We start from the raw sequence: 22,095 nt of genomic DNA on the forward strand, positions 1-22,095 counted from the left end.
ATAATCCATGAAAACAATAACGAATCTTTGGTTGATACTTCTTGTGTCAGTAAGTTTTGGAGCATGTAGTTCCGAGAAGAAAAGTATAGAACCTGCTCAGGTATATATGTTTACATCTTTTCACGAACCAGCTACCGAAGGATTGCGCCTTCTTTATAGTTACGATGGTTATAAATGGGATAGCATTCCCGGAATTTTTCTTAAACCTGAAGTGGGTACACAAAAGATAATGAGAGACCCTAGTATTGCACGAGGTAAAGACGGAACATATCATTTGGTATGGACATGCAGTTGGAAAGGCGATTTTGGTTTTGGATATTCTTCTTCGAAAGATCTTAAAAACTGGAGCAAACAAGAGTTTATTCCTGTAATGGCTTTCGATACCACTACTGTAAATGTATGGGCTCCCGAAATATTTTACGATGATGCTGCCGATGATTTTATTATAGTTTGGGCATCTACTATTCCTTTCAAGTTTGAAAAAGGAATCGAAGATGAATATAATAATCATCGCCTATATTATACTAAAACCAAAGATTTCAAAGAATTGACTAAGGCAGAAGTGATATACGATCCGGGGTTTAGTTCTATCGATGCAGTATTACTTAAACGTGCCGATTCTGATTATGTAATGGTACTGAAAGACAATACCCGTCCCGAAAGAAATATGAGAGTTGCTTTTGCTAAATCTGCGACAGGACCTTATACCGATCTTTCGCCGAAAACATTTACTGATAATTTTACCGAAGGGCCATCAGTAGTGAAGGTGGGTGACGAATGGTTGATCTACTTTGATTCGTATCAGAAAAAAACTTACGAGGCTGTTTCTACAAAAGACTTTAAGACTTTTACAAATATCAATAATAAGATTTCTATCCCCGAAGGACATAAGCATGGAACTATATTTATGGCTGACGAAAAGATAGTAAATGATCTGTTGAAAAAATAAGTTTCTTATAATCGAAATATGAATTTACATAAAATAAATAGACCCATACTGAGCTTTTGTTTGTTCGGGTTAGCTTTATCGGCATATGGGCAGGCAAATACAGATGGGGTACATTATACAGGTTCAACTTTATCGAATGTCGATTATCATCACGGACAATTGAGCCCAGCTGTAGGAACTCATAATATCCAGACAATGAGGGCAAGCCGCCTACACCCAGATAAGACTGACGGGTTAGGTTATACATACAATCATGCTCCGATGTTGGCATATTGGAACGGACAGTTTTATCTTGAATACCTCAATGCACCTGTTGGAGAGCACATGCCTCCCGGAGAGGCCATGTTACAAACCTCGAAAGATGGTTATAATTGGTCGAGGCCGGAAGTTATTTTTCCTAAATACAAAGTGCCCGACGGATATTCGAAGGACGGAAAAGGAACTCCTGCAAAAGATTTATATGCGATAACACATTTTAGAGTAGCTTTTTTTACTTCATCAACAGGACGTCTTTTAGCAATGACTTCGTACGGAGTATGCTTGGATATGAAAGACGATCCGAATGATGGAAACGGCATAGGCAGAGTAATCAGAGAGATTAAAAAAGACGGGTCTTTTGGCCCTATTCATTTCATTCGTTACAACCATTCTTTTAATGAAAAGAATACAGATTATCCGTTCTATAAGAAATCGAAAGATAAAGGATTTGTTCAGGCTTGCGACGAACTGTTAGCTAATCCGTTGTATATGATGCAATGGGTGGAAGAGGCTGATCGTAACGACCCCATTATACCTTTGAAGAAGCCTTATAAAGCATTCAGTTATTATAAATTGAATGACGGACGTACTGTTGGCCTGTGGAAACATGCATTGACTGCTATAAGTAATGATGATGGTAAAACCTGGCCTGAGAATGCTTACCGAGCACCGGGATTTGTGAATAGTAATGCAAAAATATGGGGGCAGAAAACATCTGACGGTAAATATGCTACGGTATACAATCCTTCGGAATTTCGTTGGCCAATGGCAGTATCAACTAGTGACGACGGATTGGAATACACCTCATTATATTTAGTGCATGGAGACCTGACACCCATGCGTTACGGAGGTAATTATAAATCGAGAGGTCCTCAATATATCAGAGGTATACAGGATAATAACGGTACTCCACCCGATGGCAACATGTGGGTAACATATAGTTTGAATAAAGAAGATATATGGGTGTCAAAAGTACCTGTGCCTATTACAGATCAGGCTATGAGTCATGCCGATGAAATATTCAATAATATGCCAGAAGGCAAAGAGTTGGATGTGTGGAATATATACAGTCCGCTTTGGGCTCCTGCAAAAATAGAAAGGCGTGCCGATGGTAAACGTTGGTTAGCTCTTAAAGATTGGGATAAGCACGATTATGCCAAAGCAGAAAGAGTTATACCCGAAGCGAAATTACTCAATGCATCATTTTCGGTTATTCCTGAGCAAAACGATAAAGGCAGTTTACAGATAGAGTTTCAGAATGCAAAAGGAGAGGCTTGTACACGAATTAGTTTTGATGCTGATGGAATACTGCGAATAAAAAATGGAGCAAGATATGGAACATTGTCTCCGTATGTTGCCGGAACTCAGTATGATTTTGATATATCATTATCAACACCTACCCGTAGTCTGACAATGAAATTGAACGGAAAAGATATTTCTACTAAATTATTCTTTAATCCTGTTGAATCGATCAAAAGAATAGTGTTCCGTACAGGAGATTTACCGCAAGATCCAACACCGGAAACTCCTGCCGATAGATTTACTGATATGCCCGATGCGGATGCAGATGAATCAATGGCAGCATATTATATATCGGGTTTGCATACCAAAGATTTAGGAAATACAGCCGCTATTTTAGTTAGTGATAATTACAAACCGTATGTGGATTATTTCAATGCAATGGAAGATGAGAATGTGGTGCAGTCTATACCGAATGCTCAGTCGTGGGATTGGATGAAATCTAATATTCCGTTATTCGATTGTCCACAGAAAAACTTCGAAGAGATTTATTATTATCGTTGGTGGTCGTATCGAAAGCATATCAAAGATACTCCTGTCGGATATGCGATAACCGAATTTCTGGTCGATCGTCCTTATGCAGATAAGTACAATATGATAGCCTGTGCTATCGGTCATCATGTGTATGAAGGACGGTGGTTGCACGATCAGAAGTACGTGAATCAGTATATTCATACGTGGTTTAGAGGCAATGAAGGTCAGCCGATGAAAAAATTGCGTTTCTTTAGCAGTTGGACAGCCGATGCTCTATACAATAAATATATGGTAGATGGTAATCAGTCGTATCTGACAGATATGTATCCCGATCTTCAATGGGAGTTTACGCAATGGGATGATCATTTATTACCCAGCGGGTTGTATTGGCAGGAAGACGTAAAAGATGGCATGGAAGAACAAATCAGCGGAGGACGAAGAAAGAAATATGCTCGTCCTACTATTAATTCATACATGTATGGAAATGCTAAAGCGCTTGCCGAAATTGCCAAACTCAAAGGTGATAAAGACAATGCAGATAAATATGCAAATAAGGCAGTTCAGATAAAAGATTTGGTAGAGAGTCAATTGTGGAATAAAGACAGTGTTTTTTTCGAAACATTACGTAAACCCGGCGAGTTTGCTTTGGTTAGAGAAGCTATTGGTTATATTCCATGGTACTTTGGTCTTCCATCTGATAAAGAAAATTTTAGTGCTGCTTGGAAACAAGTAACAGATACTAAAGGTTTTTGTGCGCCTTTCGGATTAACCACAGCTGAGCGTCGTCATCCTTTGTTTCGTTCGCATGGATGTTGTCGTTGTGAATGGGATGGGGCAGTATGGCCTTTCGCTTCTTCGCAAACTTTGACGGCAATGGCTAATGTACTGAACAACTATTCCCAAAAGGATGTATTGAACGACAGTATTTATTTTAAAGAAATGGAAACATACGTTCAGAGTCAGTATTATAGGGGAAAACCGTATGTCGGTGAATATCTTGATGAAAAGACCGGTTATTGGCTGAAAGGTGATGAAGAGCGCAGTCGTTATTATAATCACTCTACTTTTAATGATTTAATTATTTCGGGACTGATCGGGTTACGTCCTCGAGCTGACAATGTATTGGAAGTAAATCCGCTGTTACCGAAAGATAAATGGGATTGGTTCTGTTTGGATAATATATTGTATCACAATCGAATAATAACCATTGTTTGGGACAAAAACGGTGATCGCTACAAACGAGGTAAAGGTTTCTACATATTGGTTGACGGCAAAGAAGTTATTCGTAAGGTTGATATAGAAAAGGTTATATACAATCTGTAATATTCAGGTTAGTGTGTTTACAAAAAAATATAAGTAAATGAAAAAGGTCATATTATTTATTATTGTTGCTGTTTATATACTTCAAGCTCATGCAGGAATTAAATTGCCTGCGATTTTTAGTGATAATATGATGTTTCAACAAAACTCGGAAGTCAAAATTTGGGGTTGGGGAGAGAAAAACAGCACAGTAGAAGTAAGGCCATCGTGGACTAACGAACCTTATTATACAAAAGTTGATAAGGACGGCAGGTGGTTTGTATATGTCAAAACACTGGAAGCCGATAACCGCGCTTATTCGATCGCAATCAGTGATGAACAAAACAGTGTCACCTTCAATAATATACTGATAGGTGAGGTGTGGCTTTGTCTTGGGCAATCGAATATGGAAATGCCTATGAAAGGTTTTAAAGGACAACCTGTGAAAAACAGTAATACTGATATACTGAAGTCTGCGAACAAGAAGATTCGTTTGTTTACGGTAAAAAGAACATCTCTTTTGAATCGGACTGATGATGTGATTGGTACATGGACTGAGGCTTCTCCCGAAACGGTACGTGAGTTTAGTGCAACCGGCTATTATTTTGGTCGTCTTCTGAACGAAATGCTTGACGTACCGGTCGGACTTGTATTGTCGTCATGGGGTGGTACATGGATAGAAAGCTGGATGGCAAAAGAATGGCTCATCGGCTTCCCTGAAATAAGTATCCCGAAAGCCGAAGCCGATATTAAAGTACCTAATCGTACAGCTACTACATTGTACAACGGTATGATAAATCCGATCAAAGGGTACACTATTAAAGGCAGTATTATGTACCAGGGCGAGTCTAATTACGATCGTCCGAAACAATACGTTCCATTATTCGAGAAATTCGTAAAGGAGTTGAGATCTTCATGGGGACAGGGTGATTTTCCGTTTTATTTTTGCCAGATTGCACCTTATGACAATCCGCCCGAAGCGCATGGAGATTTTAATGCTGCCTATCTGAGAGAAGCCCAATTGAAGGTATCCCGTAATATACCCAATTCGGGTATGGTTGTATTGATGGATATAGGCGAAGAATATAATATTCACCCACAGGACAAACAGACCGGAGGCGAACGTTTGGCGATGATGGCTTTGGGTAAAGCTTACAACAAAATGGGTTTTGCTTTCGAAAGCCCAAGTTTCGAAGGTATGGAGATCAAAGATTCTGTGGCTATTCTCAGTTTTGCCAATGCACCGATGTGGATGACATCATTCGGAAAGGAAATGAAGGAATTCGAGATAGCCGGATCAGACCGGAAATTTTATCCGGCAAAAGCTAGATTCAACAGAAGCAAAGTAGAGGTGTCTTCCGACAAGGTGCTTCAGCCTGTTGCCGTCAGGTATGGTTTTAAAGATTATGTGAAAGCAGACTTGTTTGGTACTGAAGGACTTCCTGTATCTTCATTCAGAACTGATGATTGGGATGAATAAAAGGTTATTATTGATATACATTCTCTTTTTGAGTTCTCTCTGTTTTAGAGCAGCGGATGTAAAGACGTATAATGTAGTGTGGAACACTCAAAGCAACAATTCATCTGAAAGTATGCCCTGTGGGGGTGGAGATATCGGCTTGAATGTCTGGGTGGAGGATGGCGATATCCTGTTTTATATGTCCCGCAGTGGAGCTTTTGATGAAAATAATACTCTATTGAAGCAAGGGCGTGTTAGGATACGTTTATCTTCAAATCCTTTTGGAGATGATAAATTCAGTCAGGAGTTGCTTCTGGATGAGGGTTGCATAAAAATAAGCGGAGAGAATAAAGGTGAGAAGACTACGGTTCGTATATGGGTGGATATATTTAATCCCGTTATTCATGTCGATATAGAGAATAATAAAAATATAACAGCAGAGATACATTACGAGAATTGGAGATACAAAGACCGATTGCTGAGAAAGCAGGAAAGTAACCAGAATTCCTATAAATGGGCGGCACCCACAGACCTGAAGACGTTGAAAGATTCTGTGTCCTTTGATAAGGGGCGGATATTGTTTTACCATCGGAACAAGAGTTACACTGTAGTCGATGAGACTGTAAAACAGCAGGGTCTGTCGGCATATATGTCCGATATATATAATCCGATAAAGAATCTTATATCCGGCGGCTATATTCAAGCTAAAGGCTTTGATATTATAAATCGGGGGGAAGGTATCTATGGTCAGACTGATTATCAGAGTTGGATATTAAGCAATTCCCGACCCATGCGTAGTATCAATGTATCTATTGCCTTAAATGTCGAACAGGCAGAGGAGATCGAACAATGGAAGAATAATCTGTATAAACCTGTTTTGTCGGACAAGAATAAAAATATAGCATGGTGGAAATCTTTCTGGCAACGAAGTTATGTCCATATCTCACCTTCTAATCAGGATAAAGATGCATTTCAAGTAGTGAAGAATTATCACTTATTTCGTTACATGCTGGCATGTAATGCTTATGGTAAATATCCGACTAAATTCAATGGAGGGCTGTTTACATTCGATCCCGAATCAGTAGATAGTACATTTGCCTTTACACCCGATTTCAGAAAATGGGGAGGGGGCACATTTACAGCTCAAAATCAAAGGTTGGTATATTTTCCGATGCTAAAAAATGGTGATGGTGATATGCTTCGCTCTCAATTCCATTTTTACAAGAATCTGCTACCTGTGGCTGAACTTCGCAGCAAAGTTTATTGGGGGCACGATGGAGCGTGTTTTACCGAGCAGTTAGAAAACTGCGGCTTGCCCAATCCGAGTGAATATGGATGGAAACGCCCCGAGCAGTTTGATAAAGGTTTGGAGTACAATGCTTGGCTTGAATATCAGTGGGATACTGTTCTGGAATTTTGTTATATGATTTTGCAATATCACACCTATACAGGAGTCAATATAGATGAATATCTACCTCTGATCAAAAGTTGCCTTGTATTCTTTGACGAACATTATCAGTATCTGGCAAAAGAGCGGGGACGTAAATCGTTGGACGGAGACGGTAAATTGGTTCTGTATCCGGGATCGGCTTGTGAGACATATAAAATGGCTTACAATGCTTCGTCAACTATAGCTGCTTTACAATCAGTAACGTCATCTTTGTTGAGATGTGAGACAATATTGAAGGATAGCAATGATATTAAATATTTTACGGAACTAAGAAACCGGATTCCTGAATTACCACAACACTCAGTGGATGGTAAAACGCTGATAGCTCCTGCGAAATTATGGGAACGTGTTAATAATGTGGAAACTCCTCAATTGTATCCTGTGTATCCATGGGGCATTTATGGTATTGGTAATAAAAATATGGAAGTTGCTCTTAATACGTGGAAATACGATAAGGATGCTATCCGTTTCAGAAGCCATATCGGGTGGAAGCAGGATGCTATATGGGCAGCCCGGCTGGGATTGACCGAAGATGCCTGGACTTTAGTTAAAGCCAAACTAAAAGATGGTGATCATCGTTTTCCTGCATTTTGGGGCCCAGGATATGATTGGACGCCCGACCACAACTGGGGTGGGAGCGGAATGATTGCATTGCAAGAAATGCTAGTACAGGAAACTGCTGATTCGAAGATTATTCTATTGCCATCGTGGCCTCAGGATATTGATGTGTCATTTAAACTTCATCTGTCGAAGAATACAACTGTTGAGTGTAATTATGAAAAAGGTAAAATAACTTATCTGAATATATATCCGAAAGAGCGGTTCTCTGATATTCTTGAGATTAATTAAGGTCTCAGGTCATTTATTGATTTTGTAAGTACAAAGACATTAGAAGATAGTTTTTTATATGTCATTAAATATTTAATGTTACTTATTTTGTAAATTAGGCACGGAAATAAATTAACGTTTAGTTGCATATTTCTGTGCTGTAATTTTTGCAGATAGGTTCAGAGTTTAGTGTCTTATTTTGTGCTTAAACGTTTAATTTTGCGTATATTTGTGATATAATCCTTAATAAACGAATAAAGAATGTCCCGAGTATCAATAAAAATGATTGCCCAAACGTTAGGTGTCTCTAATGCAACCGTTTCGCTTGTTCTGAACGGAAAAGAAAAAGAAGGACGTGTAGGAAAAGAGCTGGCGGAGAAAATAAGGATAAAAGCGAAAGAATTAAATTATGAGCCTAATAGTCTGGCTCGTAGTCTACGTATGGGCAAATCCCAAACTATCGGGCTTATTGTGGCGGACATTTCAAATCCTTTTTTCGGAAAATTGGCCTTTCATATACAAGAGCAGGCTCAGAAATATGGATATACGGTTTTCATAACTAATACCAACGAGGATACGGAGAAAATGCAGACGATGATAAATACACTGAAAAACAGGCAGGTGGATGGTTTTATCATTATCCCTACCGAATATGGAAGCGATGCTATACGAGACCTGAATAAAACTAATATTCCTGTGGTATTATTGGATCGGTATTATCCGGATATTACAAATAATTATGTGATTATTGACAACTTTAATTCGGCATATAAGGCTGCTGAATTTATTTTGTCTCAAGGATGTAGAAAGACAGCTTTCATTACATATCAGAATTCTATGCAGCACTTTACCCAGCGTCTGGAAGGATATACAGAAGCTATGAAAAATGCTAAGATGCTTGATGTGAATCTTATAAAGAAAGTTAGGTATTCGAATTTAGAGAAGGATATTATAAAGACAATCGATAAGGTGCTGGAAAAAGACATTGACAGTATCTTTTTTGCAACAGACTCAATCTGTGCAGCTGCGATAAAATATTTACAGAAGAAAGATCCTTCGGTTTTGAAAAAATTACGATTAACCAGTTTTGACTATAGCGAAATTTTTGATTTTATAGATAAGCCTGTATCGCATATTCTTCAGCCTTTACCCGAAATGGGGAAAAAGTCGATAGATATTCTTATGGATTTAATCAATTCAAAATTAGAGACTCAGGAGACACAGACTGTTTGTTTCCCTTGTGAATTTGTTTTATATAAATAATCCATTTGCTTATTAGCAGGTGGTGTATTTTTTATATTTTCAAGTTAATCGTTTTAGCGTTTATTCCTGAAAAAACAAAAAAGCAAGAGAACCTTAACTGCAACAAAATAATAAAAGACTCATGTTTAGAATAGAAAAAATAATATGGAATACAGAAAATTAGGAAATACAGACCTCAAAGTATCAAACATCAGTTTTGGGGCGTCTTCTTTGGGTGGAGTATTTCATCCTGTGGATGAAAGCAAAGCCATACAAACAGTACATACGGTAATAGAACAAGGCATAAACTTTATAGATGTATCTCCTTATTATGGGCATTTGAAGGCAGAAATCATATTAGGCAAAGCTTTAAAAGATATAGACCGCAATAAATATTATCTGTCATCTAAGGTCGGCAGATACGGGAGTAATGGCATTAATACGTGGGACTATTCGGCACAGAGAGTCAAGGAAAGCGTTTATGAAAGTATGGAACGTCTCCATGTAGACTATTTGGATATAATAAATGTGCATGACATTGAATTTGCTGATCTGGATCAGGTTTGTAATGAAACGCTGCCTGCATTGAAAGAATTGCAGGAGAAGAAAATAGTGGGGTATGTAGGGATAACCAATTTAAATCTGAATCATTTTAAGTATGTAATCGAACATACTGCACCTCATACAATAGATGTATTGTTAAGCTTTTGCCATTATTGCTTAAATGACGATAGCTTGTTGGATTATCTTGATTATTTTGAAGAAAAAGGAATCGGAGTTATCAATGCGTCGCCGTTCTCAATGGGGCTATTAACCGAAAGAGGAGCTCCGGACTGGCATCCAGCCCCACAGCAGTTGAAAAATCTATGCCATAAAGCTGCTCGATATTGCAGAAGCCGCGAAACTCCAATAGAACAGCTTGCTATAAAATATTCAACATCAAACCCGAGAATAGCTACTACATTATTCAGTAGTGCCAGACCTGAAGCTGTCATTCAAAATCTGGAGTGGGAAAAGGCCGCCCTTGATAAGAATTTATTAGAAGATGTTCAGAAGATACTGGCTCCCCGCTTTAGGGATTCATGGGTGAACAGTTAAATAACTCAATAAAAATAAACCAGAACTTAACCTTCCTGAAAATATGAAAACAATAATAATACCTAAAGAACACGAGATTGATGTTGTTGAAAAAGAGCAGCCTATTTTAAAATCGGGAGAAATTCTCGTTGAGATTAAATATGTTGGTTTTTGCGGTTCTGATTTAAACACCTTTTTAGGAAAGAACCCCATGGTTAAACTTCCTGTGATACCCGGTCATGAGATTGGTGCGGTTATAGCTGATATTGCTCCGGGGGGTCCGGATATTTATAGAAAAGGAGCATCGTGTACCATCAATCCATATACCAACTGCGGACATTGCCCGTCTTGCAGAAATGGGCGTCCGAATGCCTGCCAGTTTAACGAAACATTCGGTGTGCAGCGTGATGGAGCCATGTGTAAATATGTGGCAGTACCATGGTCAAAAGTGATTGTAGATGATGAACTTACTCCGAAAGATTTTGCTTTAGTCGAACCCATGAGCGTAGGATTTCATGCCGTTGATAGGGGAGAGGTCTCGGATCTGGACAGAGTATTGGTTATTGGATGCGGAATGATTGGCATCGGAGCCATTATCCGTTCAGTACTGAGGGGGGCAGAGGTTATAGCCGCGGATATTGACGATACAAAGCTTAGCTTGGCTAAAGAACTTGGTGTTAAGCATACCATTAATACAAAAACCGAAGATATTCATCAAAAATTACAAAGTATAACACAGAATCAAGGACCGGATGTCATTATAGAGGCTGTAGGATCTCCATATACCTATCAGACAGCTATCAATGAAGCAGCGTTTACCAGCCGGATTGTATGTATAGGATATGCGAAAAGCGATATCGAGTTTGAAACCAAGTTGTTTGTGTCTAAGGAGTTGGATATTAGAGGTTCCCGCAATGCAATGCCCGAAGATTTCAGGGCGGTTATCAAATATCTGAAACAAGGTATCTGTCCTAAGGATAAATTAATCTCAGGCATATATCAACCCGAAGAAGCCCGGCAAGCATTAGAATATTGGGCGGAAAATCCAGGAAACGTATTCAGAATACTTATTCAATTTTAAGTGTATGGAGTTCTCGATAATAGATGCTCACAGCCACCTTTGGCTAAAGCAGGAAGCCATTGTGGATGGTCATAAGATACATGCTTTGAATAACGGAAAATCGATGTTTATGGGTGAAATACGTCAAATGCTGCCTCCATTTATAACAGATGGGCAGAATACGGCTGAGATATTTCTTTCCAACATGGATTATGCACAAGTGTCTGCTGCTGTTGTTACTCAGGAGTACATTGACGGAGATCAGAATGACTATCTGTTGCAGGTGCAGCAAAAATATCCCCATAGATTTCTTTGCTGCGGATTGATTGATGCCCGGAAGGATGGTTTCTTCGAGCATGCAAAGTCTTTGATCGGTTTGGGTTTCAAAGCAATAAAAATACCGGCGGCACGCCTTATCACTCCCAAAAAGAGGACATGGCTTACATGCGATGAAATGATGCGGGTTTTTAAGTTAATGGAAAGTAAAGATATTATTCTGTCGATAGATCTTGCGGACGGAGATTCTCAGGTTCAGGAGATGAAAGAGGTTATAGCAGAATGTCCCCGTCTTCGTATAGCTATTGGGCATTTCGGGATGGTTACTACACCTCATTGGCAGGAGCAGATAAAATTGGCTCGAGAAGAGAATGTAATGATTGAATCCGGAGGAATTACCTGGTTGTTTCACCACGAATTTTATCCTTACAATAAAGCTGTATACGCGATAAAGGAAGCTGCTTCTTTGGTTGGTATCGAAAAGCTTATGTGGGGATCAGATTATCCCCGTACCATTACTGCAATAACTTATCGTATGTCTTATGATTTTATTTCTAAATCTAGTTTGCTAGAAGATGACGAAAAATCGTTATTTTTAGGCTTAAATGCAAAAAGATTTTATCGGTTTGCAGAACTTATTAATCTTCCATACATAAAAAATATGTCAGAGTAAAAAAGACAGTAAGCTTGTTTACTGATGCATCAATTAAATGCTCTGAGATCTAAATTTTAAGCAATAGAAAGTATTTAATGACGGATTAAATTGATAACTGTCTGTTGTTTTTATACTTACAAAGTCAATAAAAAGGTCAGAGACCTTAAAATCTGTTCTATGAAAAATAATCACAAAAATTACCTCCTTTCTTTATCGTTGATTTTCAGTTTGTTTTTTATCTGGGCAATAAGCAGTAACCTCTTGCCGACAATGATCAGGCAGCTGATGAAGACTTGTGAACTGAATACTTTTGAAGCATCTTTTACTGAAACTGCATATTGGCTTGCTTATCTGATATTTCCGATTCCGATAGCTATGTTTATGAAACGGTTCAGCTACAAATCAGGCATTATATTCGGTCTTCTTTTAGCGGCTTTCGGAGGAATGCTTTTCTTTCCGGCATCACAAATAAATCAATACTGGGCTTATCTTGCTATATTCTTCATTATAGCTGTCGGTATGTGTTTCCTGGAAACAGCAGCTAACCCTTATGTTACGGCGTTAGGAAATCCGGAGACATCTTCCCGCAGATTGAATCTCGCTCAATCTTTTAATGGATTGGGTGCTTTTATTTCGGCTATGTTTCTCAGCAAGTTTGTTTTAAGCGGACATAATTATACAAGAGACAATATTCCGTTTGATTATCCCGGAGGATGGGACGGCTATATTCAGGCGGAGACCGCCTCTATGAAGCTACCTTATATACTCTTGGCTGCGTTGCTAATTATTCTGGCTATAGTGTTTATATTCGTACACTTTCCTAAAATGAAAGAGGAAGAAACAAGCAGGGATAGTAAGGATCCTGGTAAATTGATCGACTTCTCAGTCTTGAAAAGAACCCACCTGAGAAAAGGAGTCATCGCTCAATTTTTTTACAATGGAGGTCAAACGGCTATCAACAGTCTCTTTCTTGTGTATTGTTGTAATTATGCAGGTATGACGGAGAGTGTAGCTACGACGTTTTTCGGCTTTTATATGCTGGCCTTTTTGCTCGGTCGTTGGATTGGTACATTATTGATGGGACGTTTTAAACCTCAGAATATGTTGCTTACATATTCTGCCGTAAATGTGGTATTGTGTCTGATTATAAGTGTTTACGGAGGTTTTATCGGGTTATATGCGATGTTGGGTGTGTCATTTTTTATGTCTATTATGTATCCGACTCAATTTTCATTGGCTATCAAAGATTTAGGCAATAATACGAAAAGTGGTTCCGCTTTCTTAGTGATGGCAATTGTAGGAAATGCTTGTTTGCCTCAGGTAACGGCTTATATTATGCATCATTTTGAGAGTATATATCAGATAGCATATATTGTGCCTTTGATCTGTTTTATATTTTGTGCTCATTACGGGTGGAAGGGGTATAAAATTCTTGATTAAGGTTTATTTGAGGGTTAAAGTGTTCTTCGATTTATTATTATATATTTGGAAAAGAGAATATTATTTTGCAAGTATACGTTATATAAAAATCAATTAGATGAAAACACCTTTTACTCTTTCAGAAAAAATAATTGCTTCAATATTGTTTGTTATTGGAGTTTTCTTAAGCTATCAGGCTATTGAAGGTTATATTTATATCAATTTGTTTTTTTGTGATTGGAGTATGTTTGCAAAATAAAAAAAAGCAATCGAATTTTCGATTGCTTTTTTTATTAGTTGTCTCACCAGGATTCGAACCTAGACAGGCAGAACCAAAAACTGCAGTGCTACCATTACACCATGAGACAAACTCGTGCTTTTTCTAAAGCGATACAAAAGTAGAATATTATTTTGGATTTTCCAAATATGAAAAGCGAATTTCGCTCTTTTGCTTTAATAATTGGTTTGTAATATGCTTGTTATCAATATTAATATGGGGCGTTTACTTCGAAAAAAAACTTGCTATTTACTCAACTCTGTAATGCAAACCCTCAGACTATCTTCCCATTGAGGTATTTGTATCCCGAATGCTGCTTTAATTTTCGATTTATCTAAAACGCTATATTGAGGACGGCTGGCTCTGGTTGGATATTGATCAGTACTTATCGGGTTGACTTTGCAGGTTGTAATGCCTGCATCGTGATGAATTGCTTTGGTAAAATCGTACCATGTAGTTATTCCCTCATTTGAGTAATGATATATTCCCGCTTTAAAGTGAGAGTTTGCTTCGGAGTAATCAAGTATCTTAACGATTGCTTTTGCCAGATCGGCAGCATTAGTAGGTGTTCCGGTTTGGTCGGCAACAACATTCAATGATTCTCTCTCTTTGCCAAGTTTTATCATGGTTTTGACAAAGTTATTCCCGAAAATAGAATAAAGCCATGCAGTGCGAATGATGATAGAGTCGGCACATGCTTCCAGCAGAGCGCTCTCACCTTCTTGTTTCGATTTGCCATAGACCGACTTTGGGCATACCTGATCACTTTCGGTATAAGGACGGGAACCTGTACCGTCAAAGACGTAGTCGGTAGATACATGGATCACTTTTGCCTGATTGTTAGCTGCCGCTATACCGAGATTTCTTACTGCATCCTTATTTATTTTATAGCAAAGTTCAGTATCATCTTCGGCTTTATCTACAGCAGTGTAAGCTGCACAATTGATTATATATCTGATCTTATTGTTTTTTACAAATTCATCAACCGCTTGAATGTCTGTAATATCAAGTTCGGCTACATCTGTAAATATAAAATTGAGTATATCATTATGATCGGCTGTAGCCCGTCTCAACTCACTTCCTAATTGTCCGTTTGCACCTGTTACCAAGACATTTTTAGGATATAGTTGGAATATAAATGTGTTTTTTGCGGTTTCATCCTGATCGTCTGCCTGTTTGTTTCCTGAAAAAAATGCCATTATCTGCTATTTTTATAAGTTGTGATTCTTTTTTCTTTTATTGGATAAGGTCACTGATCTTTATTCGAGATCAAGTTCTCCATCCTTTTCTTTTTTGTATTTTCCGGACAGCAGCCGAAGAAAACTGCTTATCTGGGCTATAGCGGCCTGAGTCTCTCCTGATATTTCTTTCTGCTGCAAACGCAACAGTAGAAAGCCGTACAGAGCCGAAAAGCAGGTCTCGAGTTCCGGTATGCTTTTATCTTCGGTTTTGGATCGGAGTTCAACGATAAACGGCAGTGTTTTATAATATACCGCTTTGTACTCCGGTTCGGTAGGAGCTTTTAATAACCTTAAATGTAAATCGGTCAGGTCTATTATAATATTCTTATTGATTTGTAAATGCCCGCTTTCTTTTACATTTTCATATTTCATCATTTCGATGAGGCTTTCGTACCAATCGGTCATTTCGAGCTTAATATCATCCGTCAGATCAAACTTTTCTATTACATTTTGTTTGATGAGGTCAATGTCTAGGTTATTAGCCCTTATTATATCTTCGACCTGCCACATATAGAGGAGGTATTCGGCTATATTTTCTTTCTTTTTTTGTCTGGCTATCAGCATTGGTTCAAAAGTTCTTTCTTTGTTTTCAGATTACAAAGATAACCCAGTTTATAAAAATCCAATATCTTGAGTGAGGGGTTATTTCCTCTCAGATTGAGAAGTAAAACTTTTTTTAATAATCTGAATAATAAAGCTATCGGATAAGATAAATATTGTATCGAATAATATAGCTTCAAAAGTCTGATTCTCTTTTCTTTCTTTATTTCTTTCAGCAACGGCTCTATTGTAATGAGATTGCGGATACTCGATTCTACCTTTTCCAGATACGTATAGGATATATCGAGTCCGGTATGGAGAAGCGGATTGTCGATAAACTTTATGTCTGCATTGTTATGCTGTAAAGTAATACCAAAAAGAGAATCTTCATATCCATAACTGTTCAGCTTTTCTGAAAAAGGGTATTTACAGAATATGTCCTTCGGAATAAGAAAATTGAAGCACGAAAAATATTTTCCAACACCTTCTTCCCTCTGTTTTCCGAACTTCCAACGCAAAATAAACTCTGTTTGAGGAAGAGAGTCTGAATAAACGCACCCCCCGAAACAGGCCGAATTGGATGTGCAAAAAGAGATATACGTCTGCCAGTAATCTTCTCGCACGATCTCAGCATCGCTGTCTATGAACAGAAGATATGGGTAGCGCGCTAACTCAGCCAGCTTATTTCTGGTAGCCGACAGTCCTTTGTTTTGTTCGTTTTCGAATATTCTGACATTAGGAATTCCTGCTAATTTTTCGTTCTCCTGTTTAGTCTCAATATCGGCAGAGTCGTCGTCAAGCAAAATTATCTCAAAAGGATCGGATCCGGCTGATGCTTGTTTATATAGTGTTCGGACTAGCAGGTTGACATCGGTATTATATACGGGAATACATACCGAGATCATTCTTCACTGTCTTTTCTGAAAATGCTGAAGTTAACACTGCCATAAACCCTTCTTTCGTAAAAATAGGGAAGTGCTGAAAAATCGTTGGACTTGGAGTGTTCCATAATGAAAGTACCTCCATCTTTGAGCATGTCTTTCTCGAAAATAAGTTTTGGTACTTCCGGTAAAAATTCTAAATCATAGGGAGGATCAGCAAATATAAAATCGAATTGTTCTTTGCAGATGCTGATGTATTTGAATACATCCATTTTATATGAACATAATTCTTTTGCATCCAGCAGTTTTTTCGTTTTTTCAATAAATCCGTAATGCATAGGGGATTTTTCGATGCTGATTACTTTGGAGCAGCCTCTCGATACCAGCTCGAAACTGATACTTCCTGTTCCTCCGAATAAGTCTAAAGCCGACAGACCGTCCCAGTCTATCCAGTTATTAAGTATATTGAATAGATTCTCTTTTGCAAAATCTGTTGTCGGTCTTGCTTTGAAACTAGACGGAACTTCGATTCTCCGTCCTTTATATCTTCCGCTGATAATTCTCATTTTGTTGATAAGATTAATAGATCTAAGGGTGTTTTACGCCCATCTTCCCCTAAGAATTCGACTTCGCTGGGTAATCCCAATGATTCAATCCGACTGATATAGTCGCGAAGAAGAGGGTGTATTTGCTGCGATACCGGAGACTCGGATTCTACAAAGTACATAAAGTCCTTGTTCTGATCGAAGTCGCATTTATCCCATAAGTTTAATATATGGTACACTATATTCTGAACAGGCTCGTTGTGATATGATATCGCGTGTAAAAAATGTCCCAGACTATCAAAACATACGATATCAAGAAACCTGCCATGAAAATTCAGGTACATCTTAGCTCCTTTTTCGGCAACACGGTTTTTACGGTCTGTATATCCGAGTAAGAGATCCGTATGATGCCAAAACTGAGGGTTATATAAACTGCGTGACAAGAATTGATATATTTCATTGTCGACACTGTATAGCAAGAGGTTGTTTTGAGTTTTTTCCGCACCTATCAGTATCCGGTCTGCTTTTTTTGAATGCGAAATATTATAAAGTTCCGATTTCTTTTTTTTCTCAAATAAATATTGCGGAACTACTTCGTATTCGGTTGATACAAATACTACATTTGTTTGTTTGAAAGGCTGAGACAGGAAGTTAAAGTCAAATATCATCCTTTGGATGTTATTTAATATGTCGGAGTCTTTCGAAAAAGATACTTCTCGATAACAATATTCTCCGCCTATTTCGGGCTCATGTATCGAAAACGACCATCCGTCAGGTTTTATCCTGAGTGACAGCACATATTTCTCAGATTGAGCAAAGTCTATTGTATCTGGTAAAAACATATGTATATAGTTCAATTAAGGTCTCAGACCCTTTTATTATCCATTCAAGCATAAGATCAACAGTCTGTTATCATATTGATATACGACATTAAATACCTACTGTTACTTACATCTGCTAATTATAAAGATTCATCGAAATTATACAAATTTAGAAAAAGAAATTCTATATCATATTCTTATAGCTTAATTATTGTGATTTTAAGGGCGGAGACCTTTTTGTGTTTTTATCTAGAGACAGAGATCTTTTTTCCCTTTTTATCTATGGTAAAAGAGTTCTTTAAATAACAGTAAAAATTATAGAAAAGGAAAAAGGTATCATCTGAAAAAATGTAATTTTGGCGTAACCTTTGTCACCTTTTTAGGTAATTGAGAATGAATAATTAATAATGATTGCTCACAATTGCTCATTAATCTTGTAACTTTTGTTACCTTTTCGGGGAGAATGGTCACAAACCTCTGAAAGGTTTTTGCCGGTGGTAGCCAACCTTCTTTAGACCAGAGGTATAAAAGTAACAATAGAAAGTGTGCAATTTTGCTGTAACTTTTGTCACCTTTTTAGTTGAAAGTTGCAGACTGATAACTGATTTTGAGATGTCTTTAAATAAATTCTTTCTAAAACAAATAATTGAAAATTTTCAATTCGAACCAACTTCGCAACAGGCAGAAGCATTGGAATTGATTACGAATTTTTTATTTCAACCTCAATCCGACGGTTTGTTTTTATTAAAAGGTTATGCCGGAACCGGAAAATCGTCTCTAATCGGGGCTTTGGTAAAAACAATGACCGAACTGAAACAGAAAACCGTTTTGTTAGCCCCTACGGGACGAGCTGCTAAAGTGTTCGGAGCCTATGCTGATCATCCAGCTTATACTGTTCATAAAAAAATATACAGACAGAAGCGATTCTCCGATCAGGCGACGGACTTCGTTCCTATGGATAATCTGTATAAGGATACGCTGTTTATAGTGGATGAGGCTTCGATGCTGAGTAATGACGGTATCGATTCTTATATTTTCGGGTCGGGTCGAGTTTTGGACGATTTGATCCAATATGTATATGGTGGGGAAAATTGTCGTTTGTTATTGATCGGAGATGAGGCACAGCTTCCTCCCGTAATGCAGGAAGTAAGTCCGGCTTTGCAGATAGATACTCTTAAGGGATACGGATTGGATGTCTTCAGTACTACGATGACTCAGATTGTACGTCAGGGCGAAGGGTCAGGTATATTATATAATGCTACGGAAATTAGAAATGCGCTGTTGAATGAAACCACAGGATTATTTCCTAAGATTAAGCTGAATGATTTTCCGGATATAAAAAATGTCGGAGGAGACGAACTGATTGATACGATCAACGCCATGTACGATCGGGACGGAATAGACGACTGTATGGTGATCACCCGATCTAATAAGCGTTCGAATATTTATAATGATGGTATCCGTAACCGCATACTGTACAGGGAAGAAGAATTGTCGGCAGGAGATATGTTGATGATTACAAAAAATAATTACTTTTGGACAGAGAATATCGATCAGGTTGATTTTCTGGCAAACGGAGAACTGGTAGAGGTATTACGGGTACGTAAAACTCAGGAGTTATATGGTTTCAGATTTGCCGATGTACTGGTAAAGCATCCCGATTACGATATAGAGTTGGAGTTGAAGATTTTATTAGATACCTTGCATTCCGAAACCACAGGGCTGTCGAAAGAAAAGAACGGTGAACTGTTTTATAATATTCTTGAAGATTATTCCGATATAAGATCTAATGCCGCTAAAATGCAAAAGATGAAAACAGATCCTTTCTATAATGCGGTTCAGGTAAAATACGGTTATGCGATAACATGCCATAAGGCTCAGGGAGGGGAATGGAAAAATGTATTTCTGGATATAGGATATATATCAGAAGAGCATTTAGGTATAAACTTTTATCGGTGGTTGTATACTGCGATAACGCGGGCAACGAAACAGCTTTATTTCGTGAATCTGCCCGAAGAGTTCCTTTAATCGCGAAGAATGTTAATAAGTGCAAAATGAAAGCTTCAAATGCAACATTTTGTAAATATATTCATCTTATAATTGAATGTTAAATCTGAATGGAAGAGTTGCAACTAATAGAAGGATGCAAAAGACAAGACCGAAAATCGCAACAGCTTGTATACGAAAAGTATGCGAGGGTGATGTATGGTATATGTCTGCGTTATGCATCTGAAAAGGAAGCTGCTCAGGATTTATTGCAAGACGGATTTATCAAAGTATTTATGAATATCAACTCGTTCGAAAACAAAGGTTCATTCGAAGGCTGGATGAAAAGAATCTTTGTAAATCTTGCATTAGAGAATATCCGGAAAGATAAAACAAAGAAAATGTACAGTGATGATATCGAAAATGTGTCGGATCTTGATATTATAGATGAAGCAGAAGGAGATATCGATGGAATTACTGAAGATGAATTATTGAAGATGGTTCAGGAATTACCGCAAGGATACAGATCGGTATTTAATTTATATGCAATAGAAGATTACTCACATAAAGAAATAAGCGAAATGCTAGGCATTGCCGAAGGTACATCACGCTCACAATATATAAGAGCCAGGGCTCTGTTACAAGAAAAAATAAAAGAATATTTTAAGCAATAATGGTTCCAGATAAAGATCATATAAAAAAGGTTTTTGCTTCAAAGCTGAAAGGCATTGAGCAGGATCCTCCTGCATTTATGTGGGAGAGGATCGAGTCTGGTCTTATCGCTCAGGAGCGTAAGCCTAATACACGTAAACTGATATACAAAATTGCAGGATGGAGTACTGCGGCCGCAGCCGCTGTTGTCGCTTTTGGTTTATTCTTATTCTTGCCAAAAGGTGGTGAAGAGGCTCTGACAAACCATGTAGCAATAGTACAACCTATGCCGGAGCCCGCAGTTCCAGAGTCTCAGGTTGGGGATTCTGTTCTTCCGTCTATAGAAAAAGATAGCCATTCAACAGGAAATCAGTCGGGGAAAAGATCTTCTGAAATATTATTTGCTCATAGTGATAATACGGAAAAAGATAATAATACAGGAGTTATTGGTGCTGAAGATGTAAAAAAAGAAGAATTGGTTAAACCAGCTCTTTCTTCTCCAAATTCTTCTCAACCTGAAAAAAAAGAAATGCTCGCTGCATCGGCTCCCATAAAGAAGCAGGAGGAAAAGAAGTCTGAAGAAACTGATGCTGATCTACAAAGACAAATAGATGCTTTTGCAGCAGAAGGGCTCAAAACTGAAAAATTACTGGCTGATAATGCTGAGGCAGAATCGGTAAGTTCTTCTCACAAAGGTTTAGCTTTGGGGGTTAATGGAGGAGGAGCTTTCTCTAAAGCCGATGGATATAAACGTACGGTAGTGGCGATGGCTAATGCTGACCAACAATTTAGTCTCAGATCTGAAACCGTAAAGCTGGAACATAATCAGCCGATAACTTTTGGTTTATCTATAAACAAAAGGATAACAGACAGGCTGTCTATCGAAAGCGGGATAAACTATGCTTATCTGTCGTCTAAAATAAAATCGAAGTCTGCATCTTCTTATAGCCGTAATAATGCGCAATATTTTCACTATTTAGGTATACCGTTGACTCTTAACTATAATATTGCCGAATGGAACAGGTTACGCTTATATATATCAGCCGGTGGAGCAATACAGAAAGATATTTACGGGCGGTTAAACCGTAGTGGCGGTATATCTCAATCGTCGGTTTCTGATAAGAAAAATATCTCGCAAAAAAACGTGCAGATGTCATTGACTTCTTCTGTTGGCATCAGCTATCCTATCTATGGAAATATGTCGGTATATACAACTGTAGGCGGGGCATATTATATTGATGCCAAGAATGAATATGAAACTATTTATTCGGATAAAAAGTGGCTGTTAAACTTGAATTTGGGTGTGAAATTTGGATTTTAAGGTCATAGTCTCTTTTGTTTTAGAGTAAGCATAACAGCCCGAGTATCTTACTATCTAAAAATGATCATTAAATACTTGTTGTTACTT

17 protein-coding genes are annotated in these 22,095 nt (G+C 38.0%); 12 read left to right on the forward strand and 5 right to left on the reverse strand.

Annotated features, from left to right (window positions below; genetic code table 11):
- The first annotated feature begins 7 nt into the window (after window positions 1–7).
- The 9 genes from K322_RS0117905 (at window position 8) to fucP (ending at window position 13,766) form a co-directional block, all read left to right on the forward strand.
- Complete coding sequence (locus tag K322_RS0117905; protein WP_026628112.1) at window positions 8–949, forward strand: glycoside hydrolase family 43 protein; 942 nt, start codon at window positions 8–10, stop codon at window positions 947–949.
- An 18-nt stretch (window positions 950–967) separates the two neighbouring features.
- On the forward strand, window positions 968–4,303 hold the full coding sequence (locus K322_RS0117910; RefSeq protein ID WP_026628113.1) for an MGH1-like glycoside hydrolase domain-containing protein: 3,336 nt from the start codon (window positions 968–970) through the stop codon (window positions 4,301–4,303).
- Between the two features lie 37 nt (window positions 4,304–4,340).
- Window positions 4,341–5,759: a sialate O-acetylesterase gene (locus tag K322_RS0117915; protein WP_026628114.1), complete on the forward strand. Its 1,419-nt coding sequence runs from the start codon at window positions 4,341–4,343 to the stop codon at window positions 5,757–5,759.
- Window positions 5,752–8,037 (forward strand): DUF5703 domain-containing protein, encoded by a 2,286-nt coding sequence (locus K322_RS0117920; RefSeq protein ID WP_026628115.1) that lies wholly within the window; start codon window positions 5,752–5,754, stop codon window positions 8,035–8,037. The genes K322_RS0117915 and K322_RS0117920 overlap by 8 nt, the downstream gene beginning before the upstream one ends.
- Window positions 8,038–8,277: 240 nt before the next feature.
- Complete coding sequence (locus K322_RS20020) at window positions 8,278–9,279, forward strand: LacI family DNA-binding transcriptional regulator (protein ID WP_035332556.1); 1,002 nt, start codon at window positions 8,278–8,280, stop codon at window positions 9,277–9,279.
- Between the two features lie 144 nt (window positions 9,280–9,423).
- Complete coding sequence (locus tag K322_RS0117930) at window positions 9,424–10,356, forward strand: aldo/keto reductase (RefSeq protein WP_026628116.1); 933 nt, start codon at window positions 9,424–9,426, stop codon at window positions 10,354–10,356.
- A 43-nt stretch (window positions 10,357–10,399) separates the two neighbouring features.
- Complete coding sequence (locus tag K322_RS0117935) at window positions 10,400–11,416, forward strand: zinc-binding alcohol dehydrogenase family protein (protein ID WP_026628117.1); 1,017 nt, start codon at window positions 10,400–10,402, stop codon at window positions 11,414–11,416.
- Between the two features lie 4 nt (window positions 11,417–11,420).
- Window positions 11,421–12,344, forward strand: coding sequence for an amidohydrolase family protein (locus K322_RS0117940; RefSeq protein WP_026628118.1), 924 nt, complete (start codon window positions 11,421–11,423; stop codon window positions 12,342–12,344).
- 159 nt (window positions 12,345–12,503) lie between these two features.
- Entirely contained in the window at window positions 12,504–13,766 is a 1,263-nt protein-coding gene (gene fucP, locus K322_RS0117945) for an L-fucose:H+ symporter permease (RefSeq protein ID WP_026628119.1), read from the forward strand.
- 501 nt (window positions 13,767–14,267) lie between these two features.
- On the opposite strand, the gene rfbD is transcribed toward fucP, so the two are convergent.
- The 5 genes from rfbD to K322_RS0117980 are packed head-to-tail and all read right to left on the reverse strand — an operon-like array spanning window position 14,268 to window position 18,071.
- Window positions 14,268–15,221, reverse strand: a complete 954-nt coding sequence (gene rfbD / locus K322_RS0117960; RefSeq protein WP_035332558.1) for a dTDP-4-dehydrorhamnose reductase — start codon at window positions 15,219–15,221, stop codon at window positions 14,268–14,270.
- Between the two features lie 60 nt (window positions 15,222–15,281).
- Window positions 15,282–15,827, reverse strand: a complete 546-nt coding sequence (locus tag K322_RS0117965) for a DUF4924 family protein (RefSeq protein WP_026628121.1) — start codon at window positions 15,825–15,827, stop codon at window positions 15,282–15,284.
- A complete protein-coding gene (locus K322_RS0117970; RefSeq protein WP_026628122.1) occupies window positions 15,821–16,708 on the reverse strand; it encodes a glycosyltransferase family 2 protein in 888 nt (295 codons plus the stop codon). The genes K322_RS0117965 and K322_RS0117970 overlap by 7 nt, the downstream gene beginning before the upstream one ends.
- Window positions 16,705–17,250: an RsmD family RNA methyltransferase gene (locus tag K322_RS0117975; protein ID WP_026628123.1), complete on the reverse strand. Its 546-nt coding sequence runs from the start codon at window positions 17,248–17,250 to the stop codon at window positions 16,705–16,707. Before K322_RS0117975 ends, K322_RS0117970 begins: the two co-directional genes overlap by 4 nt.
- Window positions 17,247–18,071 carry a DUF3822 family protein gene (locus K322_RS0117980; RefSeq protein ID WP_026628124.1) on the reverse strand — a complete coding sequence of 275 codons (825 nt, stop codon included), beginning with the start codon at window positions 18,069–18,071 and terminating at the stop codon, window positions 17,247–17,249. Before K322_RS0117980 ends, K322_RS0117975 begins: the two co-directional genes overlap by 4 nt.
- Before the next feature lie 591 nt (window positions 18,072–18,662).
- Here K322_RS0117980 and K322_RS0117985 point away from each other — a divergent pair.
- The 3 genes from K322_RS0117985 to K322_RS0117995 all read left to right on the forward strand — a co-directional run bounded on the left by K322_RS0117985 (window position 18,663) and on the right by K322_RS0117995 (window position 22,008).
- Window positions 18,663–20,078, forward strand: a complete 1,416-nt coding sequence (locus K322_RS0117985) for an ATP-dependent DNA helicase (RefSeq protein ID WP_035332561.1) — start codon at window positions 18,663–18,665, stop codon at window positions 20,076–20,078.
- A gap of 89 nt (window positions 20,079–20,167) precedes the next feature.
- Window positions 20,168–20,710: an RNA polymerase sigma factor gene (locus K322_RS0117990; RefSeq protein WP_026628126.1), complete on the forward strand. Its 543-nt coding sequence runs from the start codon at window positions 20,168–20,170 to the stop codon at window positions 20,708–20,710.
- The gene (locus tag K322_RS0117995) at window positions 20,710–22,008 is read left to right on the forward strand and encodes an outer membrane beta-barrel protein (protein ID WP_026628127.1); all 1,299 of its coding nucleotides are present in this window, start codon (window positions 20,710–20,712) and stop codon (window positions 22,006–22,008) included. Before K322_RS0117990 ends, K322_RS0117995 begins: the two co-directional genes overlap by 1 nt.
- Window positions 22,009–22,095 lie beyond the last annotated feature (87 nt).

The sequence above is a fragment of the Indolivaga capnocytophagoides DSM 22835 genome (assembly GCF_000426485.1).
GTDB lineage: Bacteria > Bacteroidota > Bacteroidia > Bacteroidales > Dysgonomonadaceae > Dysgonomonas_A > Dysgonomonas_A capnocytophagoides.